General features: G+C 52.2%; 17 protein-coding genes. 6 read left to right on the plus strand and 11 right to left on the minus strand.

Features of this window, described 5'->3' with window-relative positions; all coding sequences use genetic code 11:
- Positions 1-141 precede the first annotated feature (141 nt).
- Both sodB and mepH read right to left on the minus strand, forming a co-directional pair.
- Positions 142-723, minus strand: coding sequence for a superoxide dismutase [Fe] (gene sodB / locus A7589_RS07105; RefSeq protein ID WP_000007278.1), 582 nt, complete (start codon positions 721-723; stop codon positions 142-144).
- Between the two features lie 127 nt (positions 724-850).
- Positions 851-1,678: a peptidoglycan DD-endopeptidase MepH gene (gene mepH / locus A7589_RS07110; protein ID WP_000101159.1), complete on the minus strand. Its 828-nt coding sequence runs from the start codon at positions 1,676-1,678 to the stop codon at positions 851-853.
- 334 nt (positions 1,679-2,012) lie between these two features.
- Here mepH and grxD point away from each other — a divergent pair, with 334 nt between their 5' ends.
- Positions 2,013-2,360 carry a monothiol glutaredoxin 4 gene (gene grxD, locus A7589_RS07115; protein WP_000108172.1) on the plus strand — a complete coding sequence of 116 codons (348 nt, stop codon included), beginning with the start codon at positions 2,013-2,015 and terminating at the stop codon, positions 2,358-2,360.
- A gap of 49 nt (positions 2,361-2,409) precedes the next feature.
- Here the strand turns inward: grxD and A7589_RS07120 are convergent, their stop codons facing one another.
- The 5 genes from A7589_RS07120 to A7589_RS07140 form a co-directional block, all read right to left on the minus strand.
- Positions 2,410-7,023 (minus strand): ATP-dependent helicase, encoded by a 4,614-nt coding sequence (locus tag A7589_RS07120; RefSeq protein WP_024257377.1) that lies wholly within the window; start codon positions 7,021-7,023, stop codon positions 2,410-2,412.
- Between the two features lie 92 nt (positions 7,024-7,115).
- Positions 7,116-7,763: a ribonuclease T gene (gene rnt / locus A7589_RS07125; protein WP_001282286.1), complete on the minus strand. Its 648-nt coding sequence runs from the start codon at positions 7,761-7,763 to the stop codon at positions 7,116-7,118.
- Between the two features lie 102 nt (positions 7,764-7,865).
- Positions 7,866-8,273: a lactoylglutathione lyase gene (gene gloA, locus A7589_RS07130; protein WP_001237802.1), complete on the minus strand. Its 408-nt coding sequence runs from the start codon at positions 8,271-8,273 to the stop codon at positions 7,866-7,868.
- An 80-nt stretch (positions 8,274-8,353) separates the two neighbouring features.
- Positions 8,354-9,451, minus strand: a complete 1,098-nt coding sequence (nemA, locus tag A7589_RS07135) for an N-ethylmaleimide reductase (protein ID WP_000093629.1) — start codon at positions 9,449-9,451, stop codon at positions 8,354-8,356.
- Positions 9,452-9,488: 37 nt separating this feature from the next.
- The gene (locus A7589_RS07140) at positions 9,489-10,088 is read right to left on the minus strand and encodes a TetR/AcrR family transcriptional regulator (RefSeq protein WP_001032928.1); all 600 of its coding nucleotides are present in this window, start codon (positions 10,086-10,088) and stop codon (positions 9,489-9,491) included.
- Positions 10,089-10,190: 102 nt separating this feature from the next.
- Between A7589_RS07140 and A7589_RS07145 the strand changes: the two genes are divergently transcribed.
- The 3 genes from A7589_RS07145 to sodC all read left to right on the plus strand — a co-directional run bounded on the left by A7589_RS07145 (position 10,191) and on the right by sodC (position 11,976).
- Positions 10,191-10,430, plus strand: a complete 240-nt coding sequence (locus A7589_RS07145) for a DUF1289 domain-containing protein (protein WP_000840481.1) — start codon at positions 10,191-10,193, stop codon at positions 10,428-10,430.
- A 48-nt stretch (positions 10,431-10,478) separates the two neighbouring features.
- Positions 10,479-11,375: an aldo/keto reductase gene (locus A7589_RS07150; RefSeq protein ID WP_000250648.1), complete on the plus strand. Its 897-nt coding sequence runs from the start codon at positions 10,479-10,481 to the stop codon at positions 11,373-11,375.
- 79 nt (positions 11,376-11,454) lie between these two features.
- Positions 11,455-11,976: a superoxide dismutase [Cu-Zn] SodC gene (sodC, locus tag A7589_RS07155; protein ID WP_000819797.1), complete on the plus strand. Its 522-nt coding sequence runs from the start codon at positions 11,455-11,457 to the stop codon at positions 11,974-11,976.
- Here the strand turns inward: sodC and A7589_RS07160 are convergent, their stop codons facing one another.
- From A7589_RS07160 to A7589_RS07170, 3 genes are read right to left on the minus strand one after another with little or no spacing between them, the layout of a single operon-like run.
- Complete coding sequence (locus A7589_RS07160; RefSeq protein WP_001276614.1) at positions 11,977-13,989, minus strand: FUSC family protein; 2,013 nt, start codon at positions 13,987-13,989, stop codon at positions 11,977-11,979.
- Positions 13,989-14,846 carry an efflux RND transporter periplasmic adaptor subunit gene (locus A7589_RS07165; RefSeq protein ID WP_010350818.1) on the minus strand — a complete coding sequence of 286 codons (858 nt, stop codon included), beginning with the start codon at positions 14,844-14,846 and terminating at the stop codon, positions 13,989-13,991. Before A7589_RS07165 ends, A7589_RS07160 begins: the two co-directional genes overlap by 1 nt.
- Positions 14,847-14,848: 2 nt before the next feature.
- Positions 14,849-15,085, minus strand: coding sequence for a DUF1656 domain-containing protein (locus A7589_RS07170; protein ID WP_000671001.1), 237 nt, complete (start codon positions 15,083-15,085; stop codon positions 14,849-14,851).
- 200 nt (positions 15,086-15,285) lie between these two features.
- Here A7589_RS07170 and slyA point away from each other — a divergent pair, with 200 nt between their 5' ends.
- Positions 15,286-15,720 (plus strand): transcriptional regulator SlyA, encoded by a 435-nt coding sequence (gene slyA / locus A7589_RS07175; RefSeq protein WP_016158207.1) that lies wholly within the window; start codon positions 15,286-15,288, stop codon positions 15,718-15,720.
- 46 nt (positions 15,721-15,766) lie between these two features.
- Here the strand turns inward: slyA and slyB are convergent, their stop codons facing one another.
- The gene (slyB, locus tag A7589_RS07180) at positions 15,767-16,234 is read right to left on the minus strand and encodes an outer membrane lipoprotein SlyB (RefSeq protein WP_000597203.1); all 468 of its coding nucleotides are present in this window, start codon (positions 16,232-16,234) and stop codon (positions 15,767-15,769) included.
- A 274-nt stretch (positions 16,235-16,508) separates the two neighbouring features.
- Between slyB and anmK the strand changes: the two genes are divergently transcribed.
- Positions 16,509-17,630: an anhydro-N-acetylmuramic acid kinase gene (gene anmK / locus A7589_RS07185; RefSeq protein ID WP_000835035.1), complete on the plus strand. Its 1,122-nt coding sequence runs from the start codon at positions 16,509-16,511 to the stop codon at positions 17,628-17,630.
- The last annotated feature ends 12 nt before the right edge of the window (positions 17,631-17,642 follow it).

The following is a 17,642-nucleotide window of genomic DNA, read 5'->3' on the forward strand; positions in this document are numbered from 1 at the left end:
CAAAAACGCAGAAGGCTAACCTTCTGCGTTACAGTTTGCAGGCAAAGTGCGATTTATCTTGCCGGATGTGGTGTTAACGCCTCATCCACGTAGGCCTGATAAGCGTAGCGCATCAGGCAATGCTGCATTTGCCATCAGTGATTATGCGGCGAGATTTTTCGCTACGAATTCCCAGTTTACCAGCGCCCAGAAGTGCTCCAGATAACCCGGACGTGCATTGCGATAGTCGATGTAATAAGCGTGTTCCCAGACATCAACGGTCAGCAGTGGAGTTGCATCGGTGGTCAGCGGAGTACCCGCGTTAGAGGTGGAAACGATAGCCAGTTTGCCATCGCTGTTTTTCACCAGCCAGGTCCAGCCAGAACCAAAGTTTTTGATCGCAGCATCAGTAAACTGAGCTTTGAAATCAGCAAAGCTGCCAAAAGAAGCGGCGATAGCTTCAGCCAGTTCACCAGTAGGTTCGCCACCCGCGTTCGGCGCCAGGCAGTTCCAGTAGAAAGTGTGGTTCCAGACCTGAGCGGCGTTATTGAATACACCACCTTCAGAGCTGCGAATAATCTCTTCCAGTGATTTACCTTCAAACGCAGTACCTTTGATCAGGTTGTTCAGGTTAGTGACATAAGTCTGATGATGTTTGCCGTAGTGATACTCGATAGTTTCCGCAGAAATGTGCGGTGCCAGAGCATCTTTAGCATATGGTAGTGCAGGTAATTCAAATGACATTGCTACTCTCCTTTATTATTAATTGGCATACGTACAATAGCCTTATTGTGCGTATGGATAGGGTAGCAAATTAAAAGGTGATACAAAAGATGAACTTACCCTGTTGCCGTAACAACAGGGTAAAGTTTTAGCGAAGTGTTTTTGGGGTCATCACCCGACGAGCACCAACATAGTGGCGTTGCCAGTAATCTTCACTTAACGAAGTGATTTTAATTTCCTGACCACTGCGTGGTGACTGAATAAATTTGCCGTTGCCGACATACACGCCAACGTGATCGGCGGTTCCGCGCCCCTGAGTGCGGAAGAAAACCAGGTCGCCGTTTTTCAGTTCGCTGCGATCGATCGGCGCGGCATCACGCAAGTGATACATTTCGTTAGCCGTACGTGGAATACGGATCTTCACCAGATCTTTATACGCATAATAAACCAGCCCGCTGCAATCAAAACCGGTACGCGGTGAGCTGCCGCCCCAGCGATATGGTTTGCCAATTTGCTGCATCAGCTTATTCATAGCCACTTTTGTGGCTTTCTGTACTTTGGCTTTATGCGCGTCGGCGATGGTTCCCTGTGTGGCATTTTTGACTTTCACGCAACGCGACTTATAGCCTTTACGTTTGGTGCACTTTTCCGTAAAGCTGGCTGACGCCGTTTTATTGACGGCTTGTTTGCTGCGAGTTTTGGCGTTTTTAGAAGCAGTAATGGAGGATTTTTTAACGGAAGAAGCAGTTTTATTTTTAGTAGTACTTTTACTGGCGGCTTTTTTCGCTGTTTTCTGGCTGGCTTTATTGGCCTTTTTGGTGGTTGCCGTGCTTTTCTTTTTATCTGCTTTTTTGGTGATATGAGTGGTAGCAGAACTCTCCCTGGCTTGCTTTGAAGCATGTGCCATAGGCGTAAAAGGCAGGGTAGTAAAAAGTAAAGCACAGAGCGTGATCGAAATACGGTTTATCCGCGCCACTGAGCGTCCCTCTGTTAAGGCAGGTCTATCATGCCTGCGTCTGATTTACAAAACTTGATGATTCTAATGCATAGAAGAAGAGAAAGTTAATAGCTTTTATTGTTAAAAAATACGTTTCGTTGGCGAGCGCAAAAAAATGCAGCAGGCAAAGCTAAAAATGGTTATAAAAACACCACGTTGTTGCGTGCCAGAGAAGAAAAGAATATTTGAAATGCAACATTTAGAGCAAAGGGATAAAATAGCAAAAGCGTGATGAAAATGTTATTTTCCGTTGCCGCACTGACCCGCTACAATGTCAGATTACTGCCGTAAAGAAGTTTGAGGAAGCAAGACAATGAGCACCACTATCGAAAAAATCCAACGCCAGATTGCTGAAAACCCGATCCTGCTGTACATGAAAGGTTCACCGAAACTGCCGAGCTGCGGTTTCTCTGCCCAGGCAGTCCAGGCGCTTGCCGCATGTGGCGAACGTTTTGCCTATGTTGATATCCTGCAGAATCCGGACATTCGTGCGGAACTGCCGAAATACGCTAACTGGCCGACTTTCCCGCAACTGTGGGTTGACGGCGAACTGGTAGGCGGCTGTGATATCGTGATCGAAATGTATCAGCGCGGCGAACTGCAGCAGCTGATCAAAGAAACTGCCGCAAAATACAAGTCTGAAGAGCCGGACGCGGAGTAATCCGTCCTGCAATACTGACGGATGCAAACAAGCATCCGTCAGTCCTTTTCTATCCCCAATCCAGCCCTTGTGGTGAACTTGAAAATCCCGCATCACGCAGCAGCGTAAACATCGGCGTTTGCCGGACGGGTTGATCATTTACTTCTGTCAGCGTAAAGCGCAGCCGTGGTTCGCGACGCAGCGCGGTGGTCAGCGCCTGTAAAACCTCTGGCGCGAGTAATTCCTCTTTTTCCTGCCAGACCAGCATTTTTTTGCCACCTTGCGCCAGATAGAGCAACAATTTGCCGCCGGAAATGACCACCAGCGCACCTGCCCGACGCGTTGGCACCAGCGTTGCCGGATGTGCAGGCCAGGGCAGGATATTTCCCCACACATTAGCCGGATCGTTGGCAGAGAGCGCCACTGGCGTGAATTGCTGCGGTTGGCTGGCGGCGGCGAGATCGCGCAATCGGTCAATAGTCAGGCGATCAGCAAATTGCGCACCGCCCAGACCTTCAACAAAACGACCACGCATAATTCGCCCCGAATCTTCCATGCTGCGACAAAGCGTTTGCATTGATGGAAACCCGCCAGGGATATTCTCGGCTATCACCGCCTGGCGACTGACGATGCCGTAGCGGTCGAGCATATTCTCCGCCAGCGCCAGCATCCTTTCAGTATCGTTCAGTGGCTCCACCTGTAATAACGACCAGCGCCCAGCCAGCTTCGGCGTGTTGTAAGATACCAGCGGCGAGATGGGCAACGTATAGGCAGGACGTCCACGCCGAGCCCGGTGGCTGCGGCGAGCTGAGGCGCGCGCGCTGGTACTGCTGCGGGCGAGGGCGCGTAACGGTGCCCAAATATCGCTGGTAATGACGCCTTGCCAGACCAGCTCCCATAACGCTTCTTGCAGGGGCGACGCATCTACCGGTTGACCGATTTTCTCGCCTACCCGTTGACCGATTTGTTGCGCAAACCAGGCACCACCATCAGCCAGAACCGCGATAATTGCTTGCTGAATCGCTGAACGTTTCGCGTGATCATTTTCTACTGGTGTTAACGATTCTGCGGCATACTCCTGCAAATGCAGAGCCACCAGACCGTCATCATCCCCCAGTCTTTTTTGCCCCGACCAGATAACTTCGCCGGTTGCCAGCAGTTCATCAAGCATTTCTGGCGAATAGTCGCGCACGCGGGCTGGCAGGATCTGGCTTTCCCAGAGTGAGGCGGGTAAACCAACACCGGCAAGTTGTTCGATAACCCGCATGACGCCATCCACACCCTCATAAACGCCTGTAGACGTTGTGGCAAAGAGCGCCGGGCTGCCATCGGTGGCGGGTAACACGCCCTGACGTTCCAGCAGCAATCGCGCATAGACTGTAGACGGAACTGGACGCGTCGCTTCTCTGGCAGCCTGCAGCGAGCGTAAGCGCAGACGACGGAAAACTTCGTCACTCACCCAGACGTCTTGTTGCAGATTCATCATCAACCCTTGCTCGCGCAGTTGCTGAAGTTGCTCTTCGACAATGGCAATACCGAGGCCAAAATCACGGGCAAGTTGTTCAGCCGTGACCAGGGCATGAGTCCGCAGATAGCGTAGAAAGAGATCGCGAAGCGGGGAATTTACGCGGTGCAGGTAGATTTCCGGTAGTGAGTGTGGCAGCTGTACACCGAGGGCGTCCCGTAGCCTGGCGGCGTCATCCATGCAGGCCAGGTGCTTCTGACCTGCAATCATTGCCAGGAAGATTCGTTTTTCCGCGAGAAGATTTTCCACATACGTCTCAATCTCTTCACCGCTGCCTGTATGCCGTTGTACCAGATCTTCAAACGTCATTGGCCCCAGTTCGCGTAGCAGGTCAAACAAACCTTCTTCACCTTTCGCTTTTCTGCCAGCCGCTAGTCGCTGTAACTCTTCTTCCACCTGGCGAATGACCTGCGGGTCGAGTAATTCACCCGGATCGACCTGACCGAGTAGATTGCGCAACAGCTCGCTGTCCAGCGACAGTACGGACGCCCGGCGCTCTGCCAGCGGGGCGTCGCTCTGGTACATAAACTCTGCGACATAGCCGAACAATAAACTGGCGGCGAAAGGCGAGGGCGTAGCGGTCGTTACATCGGAGATTTGTATTTCGCCACCGTTCAGGCGACGCATCAAACGTTCCAGCGCGGGAAGATCATAAACATCTTGCAGGCATTCGCGCAGGGTTTCGAGAATGACTGGAAAATCAGGATAACCCTGGGCGATTTCCAGCAACTGGCTGGCCCGTAGTCGTTGTTGCCACAGTGGCGTGCGACGCCCCGGCGTGCGACCAGGCATCAGCAATGCCCGCGCGGCGCATTCACGAAAACGGGCAGCAAAAAGCGCCGAGCTGCCCACCGCTTCACGGACAATTTGCAGCAACTTTTCCGGCTCAAACAAGAAAATGGCAGCATCAGGCAATTTGCCATCGGTGTCAGGAATGCGCGCAACAATACCGTCATCACTGGCAACGACTGAGGCGTCTGCGCCCCATAGCGCATGTATTCGCCCGGCAATCGCCAGCGCCCAGGGTTCATGCACGCGTCTTCCATAGGGAGAGTGCAAAATAATACGCCAGTCGCCAATTTCATCACGGCAGCGTTCGAGAACCAGGTGACGGCTTCCGGGGACAACGCCCGTTGCGTTTCGCTGCTCGTCAATCAGCCCCTTAATATTGGCGAGAGTATTTTCTTCCGCCAGCCACGGAGGGATATTCGCGGAAAAGAACGCGCCATCCGCCAGCAAATGGAGAAAATCGCCGATCATCTCGCCTAATTCAGCGGGACGTCCGCTACCTTCACCGCGCCAGAAGGGAAGTCTGGCGGAGCGTCCGGGCGCAGGCGTCACAATCACCTGATCGCGGGTGATTTGCTGGATCCGCCAGGAGGTAGCCCCGAGGGTGATAATGTCATTCACCCGCGATTCATACACCATCTCTTCATCCAGTTCTCCTACCCGACGAGATCCTGCCTGTTCTTCACCTGCCGGCAATAACACGCTGTACATGCCACGATCCGGAATGGTGCCACCGCTGGTCACCGCCAAAAGTTGGGCGCCAGGACGCGCAGTTAATATTCCACTTTCCCGATTCCAGATAAGTTTTGGGCGAAAAGTGGAAAAATCACCAGAAGGATAGCGCCCGGAAAGCATATCCAGCGTGGCGTCAAAAACGCGCCTCGGCAGATCTTTCCACGGTGCGGCACGGCGCACGCGGGCGTACCACTCATCAACCTGTAAGGCGTCCATCGCCGCAGCGGCAACAGTTTGCTGCGCCAGAACGTCGAGTGGATTATGCGGTGGTGTCAGGCTTTCCAGCTTGCCAGCGAACATACACTCCACAATAACTGCGGAATCGACTAAGTCACGCCGGGTACGGGGGAAAAAAAGTCCTTTAGAGATGCCTCCAACCTGGTGTCCGGCGCGCCCAATGCGTTGTAACCCGCTGGCGACAGAGAGCGGCGTCGCCACCTGAATCACCAGATCCACCGCGCCCATATCAATCCCCAGTTCGAGACTGGAGGTTGCGACCACGCAGCGTAATTCACCCGATTTCAGCGCCTGTTCGGTGATTGCTCGTTGTTCTTTAGAGACGGAGCCGTGGTGTGAGCGGGCAATATAAACGTCGCTACTTTGTACACGGTTAGAGGTTGCGCCGGAGGTCGACTCGAAATGGGCCACATCAACGGCGATAGACGGGGAACGCTGTATGCGTGCGGCGTAAAGCTCATTTAATCGTGCCGTCAGTTTTTCCGCCAGCCCGCGTGAATTAGTAAAGACAATGGTCGAACGATGGCGCAACACTTCATCAAGGATACCCGTTTCAATATATGGCCAGATGGAGCCTTCCCGGCCGGCATGGCTGTTTTCGCTGGTGCCGCTGGCGACCGATGAGACATCATCCATATTGGCGACAGGAACGACAATACGGATCTGCGGATGGCGCATTGCGGGCGGGTTGACTACCGTAACCGGGCGATCGCCACCCAGAAATTCCGCCACATCGCTGACCGAGCGCACGGTGGCGGAAAGACCAATTCGTTGTGCAGAGGTGTTTAGCAACGCATCGAGTCGCTCCAGGCTCAGTGCCAGATGTGCGCCGCGTTTGCTGCCTGCCACGGCATGGACTTCATCAATAATCACCGTTTCGACGCCGCGCAGCGTCTCTCGCGCGCGGGAGGTCAGCATCAGGTAGAGTGATTCGGGCGTGGTGATCAGAATATCCGGCGGATTACGGGTCAGTTTGCTGCGTTCCTGTGCGGGCGTATCGCCAGTGCGGATACCCACACGAATGTTGACTTCCGTTTCGCCACGCCGCCGCCGCTCATTCGCAATGCCCTGTAACGGGATCTGTAAATTGCGCTGAACGTCGGTGCCTAAGGCTTTAATCGGTGAAATATAGAGGATGCGCGAGGTTTTACGCTTATGCGCTTCGCTCGCATGTTCCCCGCCTTCGCGGAAGAGTTGATCGAGGGCGTAGAGAAAAGCTGCCAGCGTTTTCCCGGAACCGGTCGGTGCAATCACCAGCGCATGTTCACCGCGTGCCGTCACGCTCCAGGTTTGTGACTGGACAGCGGTCGGCTGTTTAAAGGCGCGGAAAAACCAGTCGCGGGTCGCCGGTGAAAAAACGTCCGGCAGCGGCGATGAAGGATTTGGGTTATCTGCCATTAACGCTATTCCCCGTGAATATCATGCATGATGCGTGGAATAGCCTCACTATAGATGCCTGATTCATTGCATGTCATCAGGCATCGACTCGATTACACCTTTTCGGCAGCAGGCAGCGGCCAGCCTCCCAGACGTTTCCAGCGGTTGACGATTTCACAAAACAGCACGGCGGTGCGTTCGGTATCGTACAGCGCGGAGTGCGCCTGAGTGCTATCAAACTCCATGCCAGCGGTCTGGCAGGCTTTTGATAATACGGTTTGTCCGAGCGCCAGCCCGGCCAGTGCAGCAGTGTCAAAAGTGGCGAAAGGGTGGAACGGGTTACGTTTCAGTGAGGCGCGTTCTGCGGCGGCCATCATAAAGCTGTGGTCGAAATTGGCGTTGTGCGCCACCATAATGGCACGGTTACAGCCGCTCGCTTTGATGCCTTTACGGACAACTTTGAAAATCTCATGCAGCGCCTCGTATTCGCTGACCGCGCCACGATCGGGATCGTTCGGGTCAATGCCGTTGAAGGCGAGGGCTTCTGGTTGCAAATTAGCGCCGACAAACGGCTCGACGTGGAAATGTAATGTGGTGTCCGGCATCAGCCAGCCTTGTTCATCCATTTTCAGGGTGATGGCGGCAATCTCAAGCAGCGCATCGGTTTTGGCGTTAAATCCGGCTGTTTCAACATCGATCACAACAGGATAAAAACCACGAAAACGGTCGCACAGACCGGTAAGTTGAGCGTTATCGGACATCTGATTCTCTTAATACGGAAAAATTGCAGCGCGCATTATGACAAATATTACCCGCTGATGCAGTAAAGATGCGGGCGTGATGAGTGCACGCCCGGCAGGAGATTAGTTGCCCAGACCGCGACCGGCGTCTTTCTCTTCGATCAATTCAATTTTATAACCGTCCGGATCTTCCACAAATGCGATAACCGTAGTGCCACCTTTTACCGGGCCGGCTTCACGGGTCACGTTGCCGCCGTTCTGACGGATTTTTTCGCACGCTTCAGCGGCGTTATCAACGCTAAGGGCGATATGACCATAAGCGGTGCCGAGTTCGTATTTATCCACGCCCCAGTTGTAGGTCAGTTCAATCACCGCTTCTTCGGTTTCCGGGCCGTAGCCAACAAACGCCAGTGAGTATTTGTATTCCGGGTTTTCGCTGGTACGCAGCAGTTTCATGCCCAGCACGTTGGTATAAAAATCGATGGAGCGTTGCAGATCGCCAACGCGCAGCATGGTGTGAAGAAGACGCATTTTTATATCCTCAAAATGGCTAACAGATTCAAAATGTTGTTTTAGTATAGCGGCGGGTTTGCGCCGCTCGCAATGTTGGATTACAGCGTAGGGTAATCGGTATAGCCTTCCGCGCCGCCACCGTAGAAACTTTCGGCACGCTGTGGGTTAAGCTCAGCTTTGCGCTGCAAGCGGGCGACCAGATCCGGGTTTGCAATCCAGTCACGACCAAATGCCACCGCATCAATTAACCCTTTGCCGATCAGCGTTTCTGCTTTTTCTACCGTATATGCACCAGCCCCGATAATTGGACCGTGGAAACGGGCGCGTACTTTTTCGCGGAAAGCCTCGGTATATGGTTTGCCGCCTGCCCAGTCTGGTTCTGACATATGCAGATAAGCAATGCCGCGTTTGCCCAGTTGTTCAATCAGATACAGCGCATCGGCTTCTTCATTCGGGCCGTTATCGGTATTCTGGAAAGTACCGATTGGCGAAACGCGAATGCCAATGCGATCGGCACCCCATTCTTTTATTCCGGCATCAACGACTTCCAGTACCAGGCGTGCGCGATTTTCCACGCTACCGCCGTACTGATCGGTACGATGGTTTGAAGAAGGCGACAGGAACTGATGCAGTAAATACCCGTGAGCGGAGTGAAGCTCCACCAGATCAAAACCGGCTTCACGGGCGTTAGCGATGGCCTGGCGGAAATCATTGACGATACCCGGAATCTCTTCCAGTTCAAGCGCACGCGGCATAGATGTCTCGACACGGATCGCCTGACCATTTTCATCGCGCAGAGAAGTACGGGTTCCCGCACTAAGTGCCGAAGGTGCTACCGGAGCCTGGCCGCCAGGTTGCAGGCTGGCGTGAGAAATGCGCCCCGTATGCCAAAGCTGTACGGCGATATGACCATTTTCAGCATGAACACCAGCGGTGATTTTTTTCCATGCTGCGATTTGCTCTGGGCTATGAATGCCAGGTGCGCCCGCATACCCTTTTGCCTGAGCGGAAACTTGAGTGGCTTCGCTAATAATCAAACCGGCACTGGCACGTTGGCGATAGTATTCCACCATCAACGGGGTAGGGATGTCACCCGGTTCAATGCTGCGCAGACGCGTCAGAGGGGCCATAAAAATACGGTTTGCCACCGTGATCGCGCCCACTTTTAGTGGAGAATACAGTTTTTCAGATGACATAAAGGCTCCCGGTCGTCTGATGATGAAAAAATGCCTGCTAAACGGCAGGCGTCGCAATAATGGTTTTTACATGTGTCAGCGCGTTTTCCAGTGGCCCGGAACTGCGCGAAATTTTGGCCTGCAGATTTGCGCCCAGCCACAGCGCGTAAAGTACTTGCGCCTGTTGCAGCGGTTTGCCACAAAAGGTTAAACAGTGGCTGGCACGGCCATTTTCCAGTGCCTGGGCGAGCAGGACGATTACCTGGCGTGCACCTTTATCCATTGCGTTACGCATATCTTCTGACAGGTCACACACTTCGGCAGAGAGCTTTACTGTCAGGCATCCGCTGATAGTTCCATGCTGGCAAAACTGATTAAGCGTCTGCTGGTAATAAGCCAGAATGCGGTCGCGGTAGTTACCTTCACCGGAATGCAGTAACTCCGTCAGTCGCAGGTGATATGCCGCGTAATGACGCTCAAGCATGGCAACGCCAAACGCTTCTTTAGAGCGAAAGTAGTGATAGAACGACCCTTTCGGCACTTCAGCGGTTTTTAGTAATTCGCTTAGCCCCATCCCGGTGAATCCACGTTGCAGGCAAAGTTGCTCACCCGTAGCCAGGAGGTGTTCGCGAGTATCATGTTCGGTGTGTTTGTTCATGCGTTCGAGTGTAGTAGACCAGTCGGTCTAGTGCAAGCAAAGTTGCTACTTTGGGCATTAACAGCTTCAATAGTGGTAATAATCTCATCTCAGGAGGGCGAAATGGCGGAGCAATTAGAGTTCTTTCCCGTCCAGAGCCCGTGCCGGGGAATTTGCCAGTCTGATGAACGCGGATTTTGTCGCGGCTGTTTTCGTAGCCGGGATGAGCGTTTTAACTGGAATAAAATGAGTGATGGCGAAAAACAAGAGGTGCTGCGCCTTTGTCGGCAACGACTTATGCGTAAATTACGTGCAAATAAGCCAGCGTCATCAGACGAACCGGAGCAACCATCACTCTTTTGAGCATAATCTTGCGTATACTCCTCTCATATCTGATAAGAGGAAGCGATTATGGTTCAGCGTATTACTATTGCGCCGCAAGGCCCGGAGTTTTCACGTTTCGTGATGGGCTACTGGCGACTGATGGACTGGAATATGTCCGCTCGCCAGTTAGTCAGTTTTATTGAAGAGCATCTGGATCTCGGCGTGACTACCGTGGACCACGCTGATATTTATGGCGGTTATCAGTGCGAAGCGGCGTTTGGCGAGGCGTTGAAACTGGCGCCTCATTTGCGTGAACGAATGGAAATTGTCAGCAAATGCGGTATCGCGACGACCGCGCGTGAAGAAAACGTCATTGGTCATTACATCACTGACCGCGATCACATCATTAAGAGCGCCGAACAGTCGCTAATTAATCTTGCAACCGATCATCTGGATCTGCTGTTAATCCATCGCCCCGACCCGCTCATGGATGCCGATGAAGTGGCAGATGCGTTTAAACATCTGCATCAGAGCGGAAAAGTACGCCATTTTGGCGTATCCAACTTCACGCCTGCGCAATTTGCGCTGTTGCAATCGCGTCTGCCGTTTACCCTTGCCACTAATCAGGTGGAAATATCCCCGGTGCATCAGCCGTTACTGCTGGATGGCACGCTTGATCAACTGCAACAACTGCGTATTCGCCCGATGGCCTGGTCTTGTCTTGGCGGTGGTCGTCTGTTTAATGATGATTATTTCAGGCCGCTACGTGATGAACTTGCTGTGGTGGCGGAAGAATTAAACGCGGGCTCTATCGAGCAGGTGGTTTATGCCTGGATATTGCGTCTGCCATCGCAGCCGCTGCCGATTATCGGCTCCGGTAAAATTGAGCGTGTGCGGGCTGCTGTCGAAGCGGAAGCATTGAAAATGACCCGCCAACAATGGTTCCGTATCCGTAAAGCGGCACTGGGTTACGACGTACCGTAAACACTTTTAGGAATAGCCGCCGTTCAAATATGTGTCACTGGTTTACACTTAACGGGTATGCACATTGAACGGAGGTCCTATGAAACGTTTTAGTCTGGCCATTCTGGCGCTGGTTGTTGCAACCGGCGCACAAGCTGCCAGTGAAAAAGTCGAGATGAACCTCGTCACGTCGCAAGGGGTTGGGCAGTCAATCGGTAGTGTAACGATTACTGAAACCGATAAAGGTCTGGAGTTTTCACCCGATCTGAAAGCATTACCACCCGGTGAGCATGGCTTCCATATTCATGCCAAAGGAAGCTGCCAGCCAGCAACGAAAGATGGCAAAGCCAGCGCCGCAGAATCCGCAGGCGGGCATCTTGATCCACAAAATACCGGTAAACATGAAGGTCCAGAAGGTGCAGGACACTTAGGCGATCTGCCTGCACTGGTGGTTAACAATGACGGTAAAGCAACCGATGCCGTCATTGCGCCTCGTCTGAAATCACTTGATGAAATCAAAGATAAGGCGCTGATGATCCACGTTGGCGGCGATAATATGTCCGATCAACCAAAACCGCTGGGCGGTGGCGGTGAACGCTATGCCTGTGGTGTTATTAAGTAATTAAGAGGTCAGCGTACCTTGCGGCGGCGCTTGCTCAAGTTGCGAAAGCGAGCAGTACAGACGCCAGACAATCGCCGCCAGCTCACGGGCAGCGGGTTGATGATGGTGGGCAAGGCTATCGCATATCCGCTGTAATTCTTCAAGTGTGGCCGCCAGTGATTTTTGCTGAACGCCACGCTCACTCATTACTCCCCGCAACAGCAAAATACAGTTATCCCGCACTCGCGATAACGGATCGGAACGCGACTCCCAGTCCCGCAATTGCCAGACAACATGTGAACAGTTCAGCAGCACCACGCCCCAGCGTAATAACCAACGGCGAGCCAGTGCATCCTGGCTGTTGCTCAACTGACTAACGTGGTGATAAGTAAGCGATTCAAATTCGCTTTCACTCAGGGTTGGATGGCGGCTTAGTTGGTCGACAAAATCCCGGCGCAGCGCGCGAATATGTCGGCGGCTTTTACGGGCATCCGATCCTGGTCGCAGAATGGCGAACGCTAACCACGCCAGCGCCACGCCAACAATTTTCGCCAGATTATCGTTAAGAAAGTCAGCAAAATCATACACCGGTGGATTAGTGACAGCGATGAACGAACCCATAAATACAATCAGTTGTCCCCACAGCGCGGCAAATTTGGGCATCTGTAATTTGAGAAGTTGCATCGTTGCCAGTAGCGGGAAGAGAAACAGCAAAAATTGCCACAGATCGCTAATCTGAACCATCAGACCAAACTTAACCACAAAGCTAAATAGCGAAAGTAATACCAGCGTGCGCATAAGTAGCGACAGTGACTTAAACGGTGCCGCGACGGCGGAGTAGAGTACGCAGCTAATTGCTGCCAGTGTTAATGCATTGGCACCGGCATCCCATTGCGAGGCAATACTCCATGCGCCAATTATCATCAACGTACAAAATGTGCGCAGTCCACTCCACATTGCTTCGGCGTTATCGGTATGACGTGCCAGGCCGGCTGTTCGTGGGAGTCTGGCTCGATCATCTGTACCGCTTTCCAGACGATGTAGTTCCTGACTACTTTGCAGATAAAGGCGGCAAAAATAGCGTAGTCGCTGCCAGAAGGCGACGTGCCGATAGTCGGCGGCGTTGGTTGGGCGCAGTGGGGCAATGATACGTGCGACGGTGTAAAAATCAGTTTGCGAACTGGCAAGCGCCGTCAGCAACTGTTCGAGAATTTCACGAGTGGCGGCGGGCGTTGATGACCAGTTGAGCAACATACGTCGCAGGCTGGAGATGACGCTGGTCATGCGTAATTGCTGGTGGAGTAGCGCATTCAGGCGTGCATTTTGCTGGCGGAAACGATAGTGACTCCAGAACGCCTGAATGCGCAGCAAATTCATGGTTAATATTTGACCAATGATTCCTTCATGTGCTGTGCGAATGGCATCGGTTGTTTCAGGCTGCCAGAGCAAGCTGGCATGTTCCAGTAAACGGGCATGCATGTTTTTTAACGCGGTTAAAAGCGCGGTGGCGTCGGAACTACTCGGTAGGATCATCATCATCATGCCGCCGCAAAGAATACCGACGATGACTTCGCAAACGCGCGCCTGAGCGATATCCCATAACTGGCTTGCTTCCGTGATATTGACCATCGGAAAGGCGATAATGGCCGCAGTGTAGCCCGCCAGTTGGAAGGCATACGCCACGTTATTCGTGAAGTGCGCGCAAGCCCAGGTACAAAAACCAAGCCACGCCGACATGCTCAATAGAAAAAACCACGGCTCGTTAAGCGTATGCCCGGCAAGAATCAGTGCCGCAATGGCTCCCAGCAAACTGCCAGCGATGCGTCCGAGGCTTTTGCTGATGACACCACCAACGGTGGGGAAGCTTACCACCGCAGCCGAGGTCATCGCCCAGTAGGGTTCATCGAGATTTAAATAATAGGCAACCGTCAGCGCCAGGCACATGGCAATGGTATTGCGTAACGCATAACGCCATTGCGCCAGCGTGGCCTTGAACCAGGGCAAATTGCGCAAGAACCATGGCGATGCGCTCATTATTGACCTACGGCGATGCTACAGGTGGTGCCCGACACCAGCGTGACATCGCTGGGGACTTTATCCAGAGCAAAGCGGACGGGAACGCGTTGGGCGAGACGTACCCAGGGGACGTTAGGTTTCACATCAGGAATCAGGCTGGAATCACTTTCAACGCTCTGATCATAAATCGCCCGACCGATACTGGAAACGTGACCCTGTAACGTTTTGTTGTCGCTATAGAGCGTAATTTGTGCTGGTGCACCGTCGTGGATATGGCGCAATTTGGTTTCTTCAAAATAACCAATGACGTAAAACGAATGGCTATCCACCAGGGCAAACAGGGGTTTTCCGGTGTCGGCGTAGTCGCCGATGCGGGTAGTGAGATTAGTTACCCATCCACTCACCGGAGCGCGAATTTCCGTTTGCGCCAGTTGCCATTGTGCCTGTTTAAGCGTCGCCTGTGCGGCATCAACACTGGCCTGCATCGCTTTAACATTGAGGTTAGCGGTATCCAGCTCTTCGGCAGAGATAAAGTTTTGTGAGAGATGACGGCGACGGTTAGCTTCGTTATTGGCTTTGGCGAGGTCAGATTGCGCTTTCGTTAACTGTGCCTGGGCGTTCAGTTCGGCTATCTGAAAGGGCGTTTTATCGATGGTGAGCAAAATATCACCAGCATTAACCAACTGGTTGTCTTTTATATTCATCGCAACAATACGTCCAGACACCTGTGGCGTGATAGAAACCTGTTCTGCACGTATTTTTCCATCGCGTGTCCACGGTGACTGCATGTAATAGTTCCATAGCCACCATCCGGCAAGAATCGCAACAACCGCTACAATAATTGTTGAGAAATACTTAATTGTTTTAATTGACATAGTTACCACGCAATCAGTATTGCCAGAGCAAGGCAAACGCAAATCGCAAACAGCGATAAATCCATTAACAAGGGATGCCAGATGTCACCGGCGTAGATCCAGCCGCGAAGCAGGCGGTGTATGACAAGCCAGAGGACAAATCCAAGCGCGAACGCTTTGAAAAACGGAGGAAAATAGACGGACGCACCGAACACCAGATCTTGTAAGGGCAATCCCGTTGCATTAAGCATAAACTTCACAAAATAGATTCCTCTACGACCGAATATATTGCGTTAGATTAATAAATATTCTTTAAGTGCGAAAAAGTTACGCGCAATTTCTGAAAAGCATGTCTGACGGTAAGCAAATGCAGCAATACATTTGTTTTAGCAATACAATTGCTGCACACTATTCTAAAAGCTGTATAATATCTTAGCAAGCTAATTATAAGGAGATGAAATTGGAATCGCCACTAGGTTCTGATCTGGCACGGTTGGTGCGCATATGGCGTGCTCTGATAGACCATCGCCTGAAACCGCTGGAGTTAACGCAAACCCATTGGGTAACGTTGCACAATATTCATCAGTTACCTCCAGACCAGTCGCAAATTCAACTGGCAAAAGCGATCGGCATTGAGCAGCCTTCACTGGTTCGTACGCTGGACCAACTGGAAGAAAAAGGGTTAATTTCGCGTCAAACTTGCGCCAGCGATCGTCGGGCTAAACGTATTAAACTGACGGAAAAAGCGGAGCCGCTGATTAGCGAAATGGAAGCGGTTATTAACAAAACCCGGGCGGAAATATTGCATGGAATTTCCGCAGAGGAAGTAGAACAGTTGATTAAACTCATTGCAAAACTTGAGCATAATATCACTGAGTTACAGGCCAAAGGGTGAAATGAAAGGGGCGTGTGGTCAGTGACCTGACCACACGTCAACTTGTTTAGCGCGGGGAAACCGTCACCTGGCTACCGTTGCTGGCCAGAATAACGCGTTGTCCCGGAGAGAAGTGGGTATTGCCCTGTTTCTGTACCACCATAATGGTGTTGCCATCATCTTTACGAATTTCCAACTCTACACCCTGAGTTTTGTTCATTGCGCTCTGCACGCCCTGACCAGCTACGCCACCTGCGATAGCGCCTGCCGCAGTTGCCAGAGAACGCCCTGTTCCGCCACCAACGGTATTCCCAAGGAAGCCACCGAGAACCGCACCGCCAATTGCGCCGATAACGTTGGAATCATCACCGCCCTGAATTTGTACCTGTCGTACATTAACGATTGTGCCATAGCTGACATTCTGCACTTGCTTCGCTTCAGAGGCGGTATAGACATCGCCAGAAAGGGTATCGTTATTAACACAACCGACAAGAGACAGACCTACCATTGATACAACCAGTACGCGCTTAATCATTGAAAAATCTCCTGATTACCATGAAACGCCTCACAAGCATCCCTCATGGCCAAAGTAAATGGCATTGGTATAACTATGATTACATGTTCCACTAAAACATGATGGAATCATAATTAGAATACGGTTAACCAAGTATAAACAAAACATTCATAGTAATTATTGATATGAATATAATGTTTTCCTGGTAATGGTAAAAATCGGCGCTCATGCATGGAATTCGTGAGAGGTTTGTGTTTGAGTGGAGCGCAAACGACAGGTTGAAAAAGGATGAACTATGAAATCAGGCCGCTTTATTGGCGTAATGTCAGGCACTAGTCTGGATGGTGTCGATGTTGTACTGGCGACTATCGATGAACACAGGGTGGCGCAGTTGGCAAGTTTGAGCTGGCCGATTCCCCCATCACTTAAACAAGCAGTACTGGATATTTGTCAGGGGCAGCAGCTTACGCTTTCTCAGTTCGGTCAACTGGATACTCAACTTGGTCGCTTGTTTGCCGATGCCGTTAACGCACTGCTCAAGCAAGAAAATTTGCAGCCAAAAGATATCGTCGCCATCGGGTGTCACGGACAGACTGTCTGGCACGAACCTACTGGTGTTGCACCGCATACTCTACAGATTGGTGATAACAATCAAATTGTGGCGCGCACTGGAATTACTGTCGTTGGTGATTTTCGCCGTCGCGATATTGCCTTAGGTGGGCAGGGGGCGCCGCTGGTGCCAGCGTTTCATCACGCATTACTGGCTCATCCGACGGAGCGGCGAATGGTTCTCAACATTGGTGGTATCGCCAATTTGTCGTTGTTGATTCCAGGGCAGCCGGTGGGGGGGTACGATACCGGGCCGGGTAACATGTTGATGGATGCGTGGATCTGGCGTCAGGCCGGTAAACCTTACGATAAAGATGCTGAGTGGGCGCGGGCGGGTAAAGTCATTTTGCCGCTGTTGCAGAATATGCTTAGTGATGCGTATTTTTCCCAATCCGCGCCAAAAAGCACCGGGCGCGAATACTTTAACTATGGCTGGCTGGAGCGCCATCTGCGTCAATTCCCGGGTGTTGATGCGCGCGATGTCCAGGCAACGCTGGCGGAACTTACCGCCGTGACCATTTCTGAACAGGTATTATTGAGTGGCGGCTGCGATCGTTTGATGGTCTGTGGTGGCGGAAGCCGTAATCCATTGGTGATGACGCGACTTGCTGCTTTGCTGCCAGGAACCGAAGTGACCACCACTGACGCCGTTGGCATTAGTGGTGATGACATGGAAGCATTGGCCTTCGCGTGGCTTGCCTGGCGGACGCTGGCGGGACTGCCAGGCAACCTGCCTTCGGTCACCGGCGCAAGCGAGGCGACGGTGCTGGGCGCAATTTTCCCTGCAAACCCGCGATATCAGAGTTAACTGAATTTTTCC

Origin of the sequence: Escherichia sp. MOD1-EC6475, assembly GCF_003046645.1 — a bacterium.
GTDB classification, from domain to species: Bacteria; Pseudomonadota; Gammaproteobacteria; order Enterobacterales; family Enterobacteriaceae; genus Escherichia; species Escherichia ruysiae.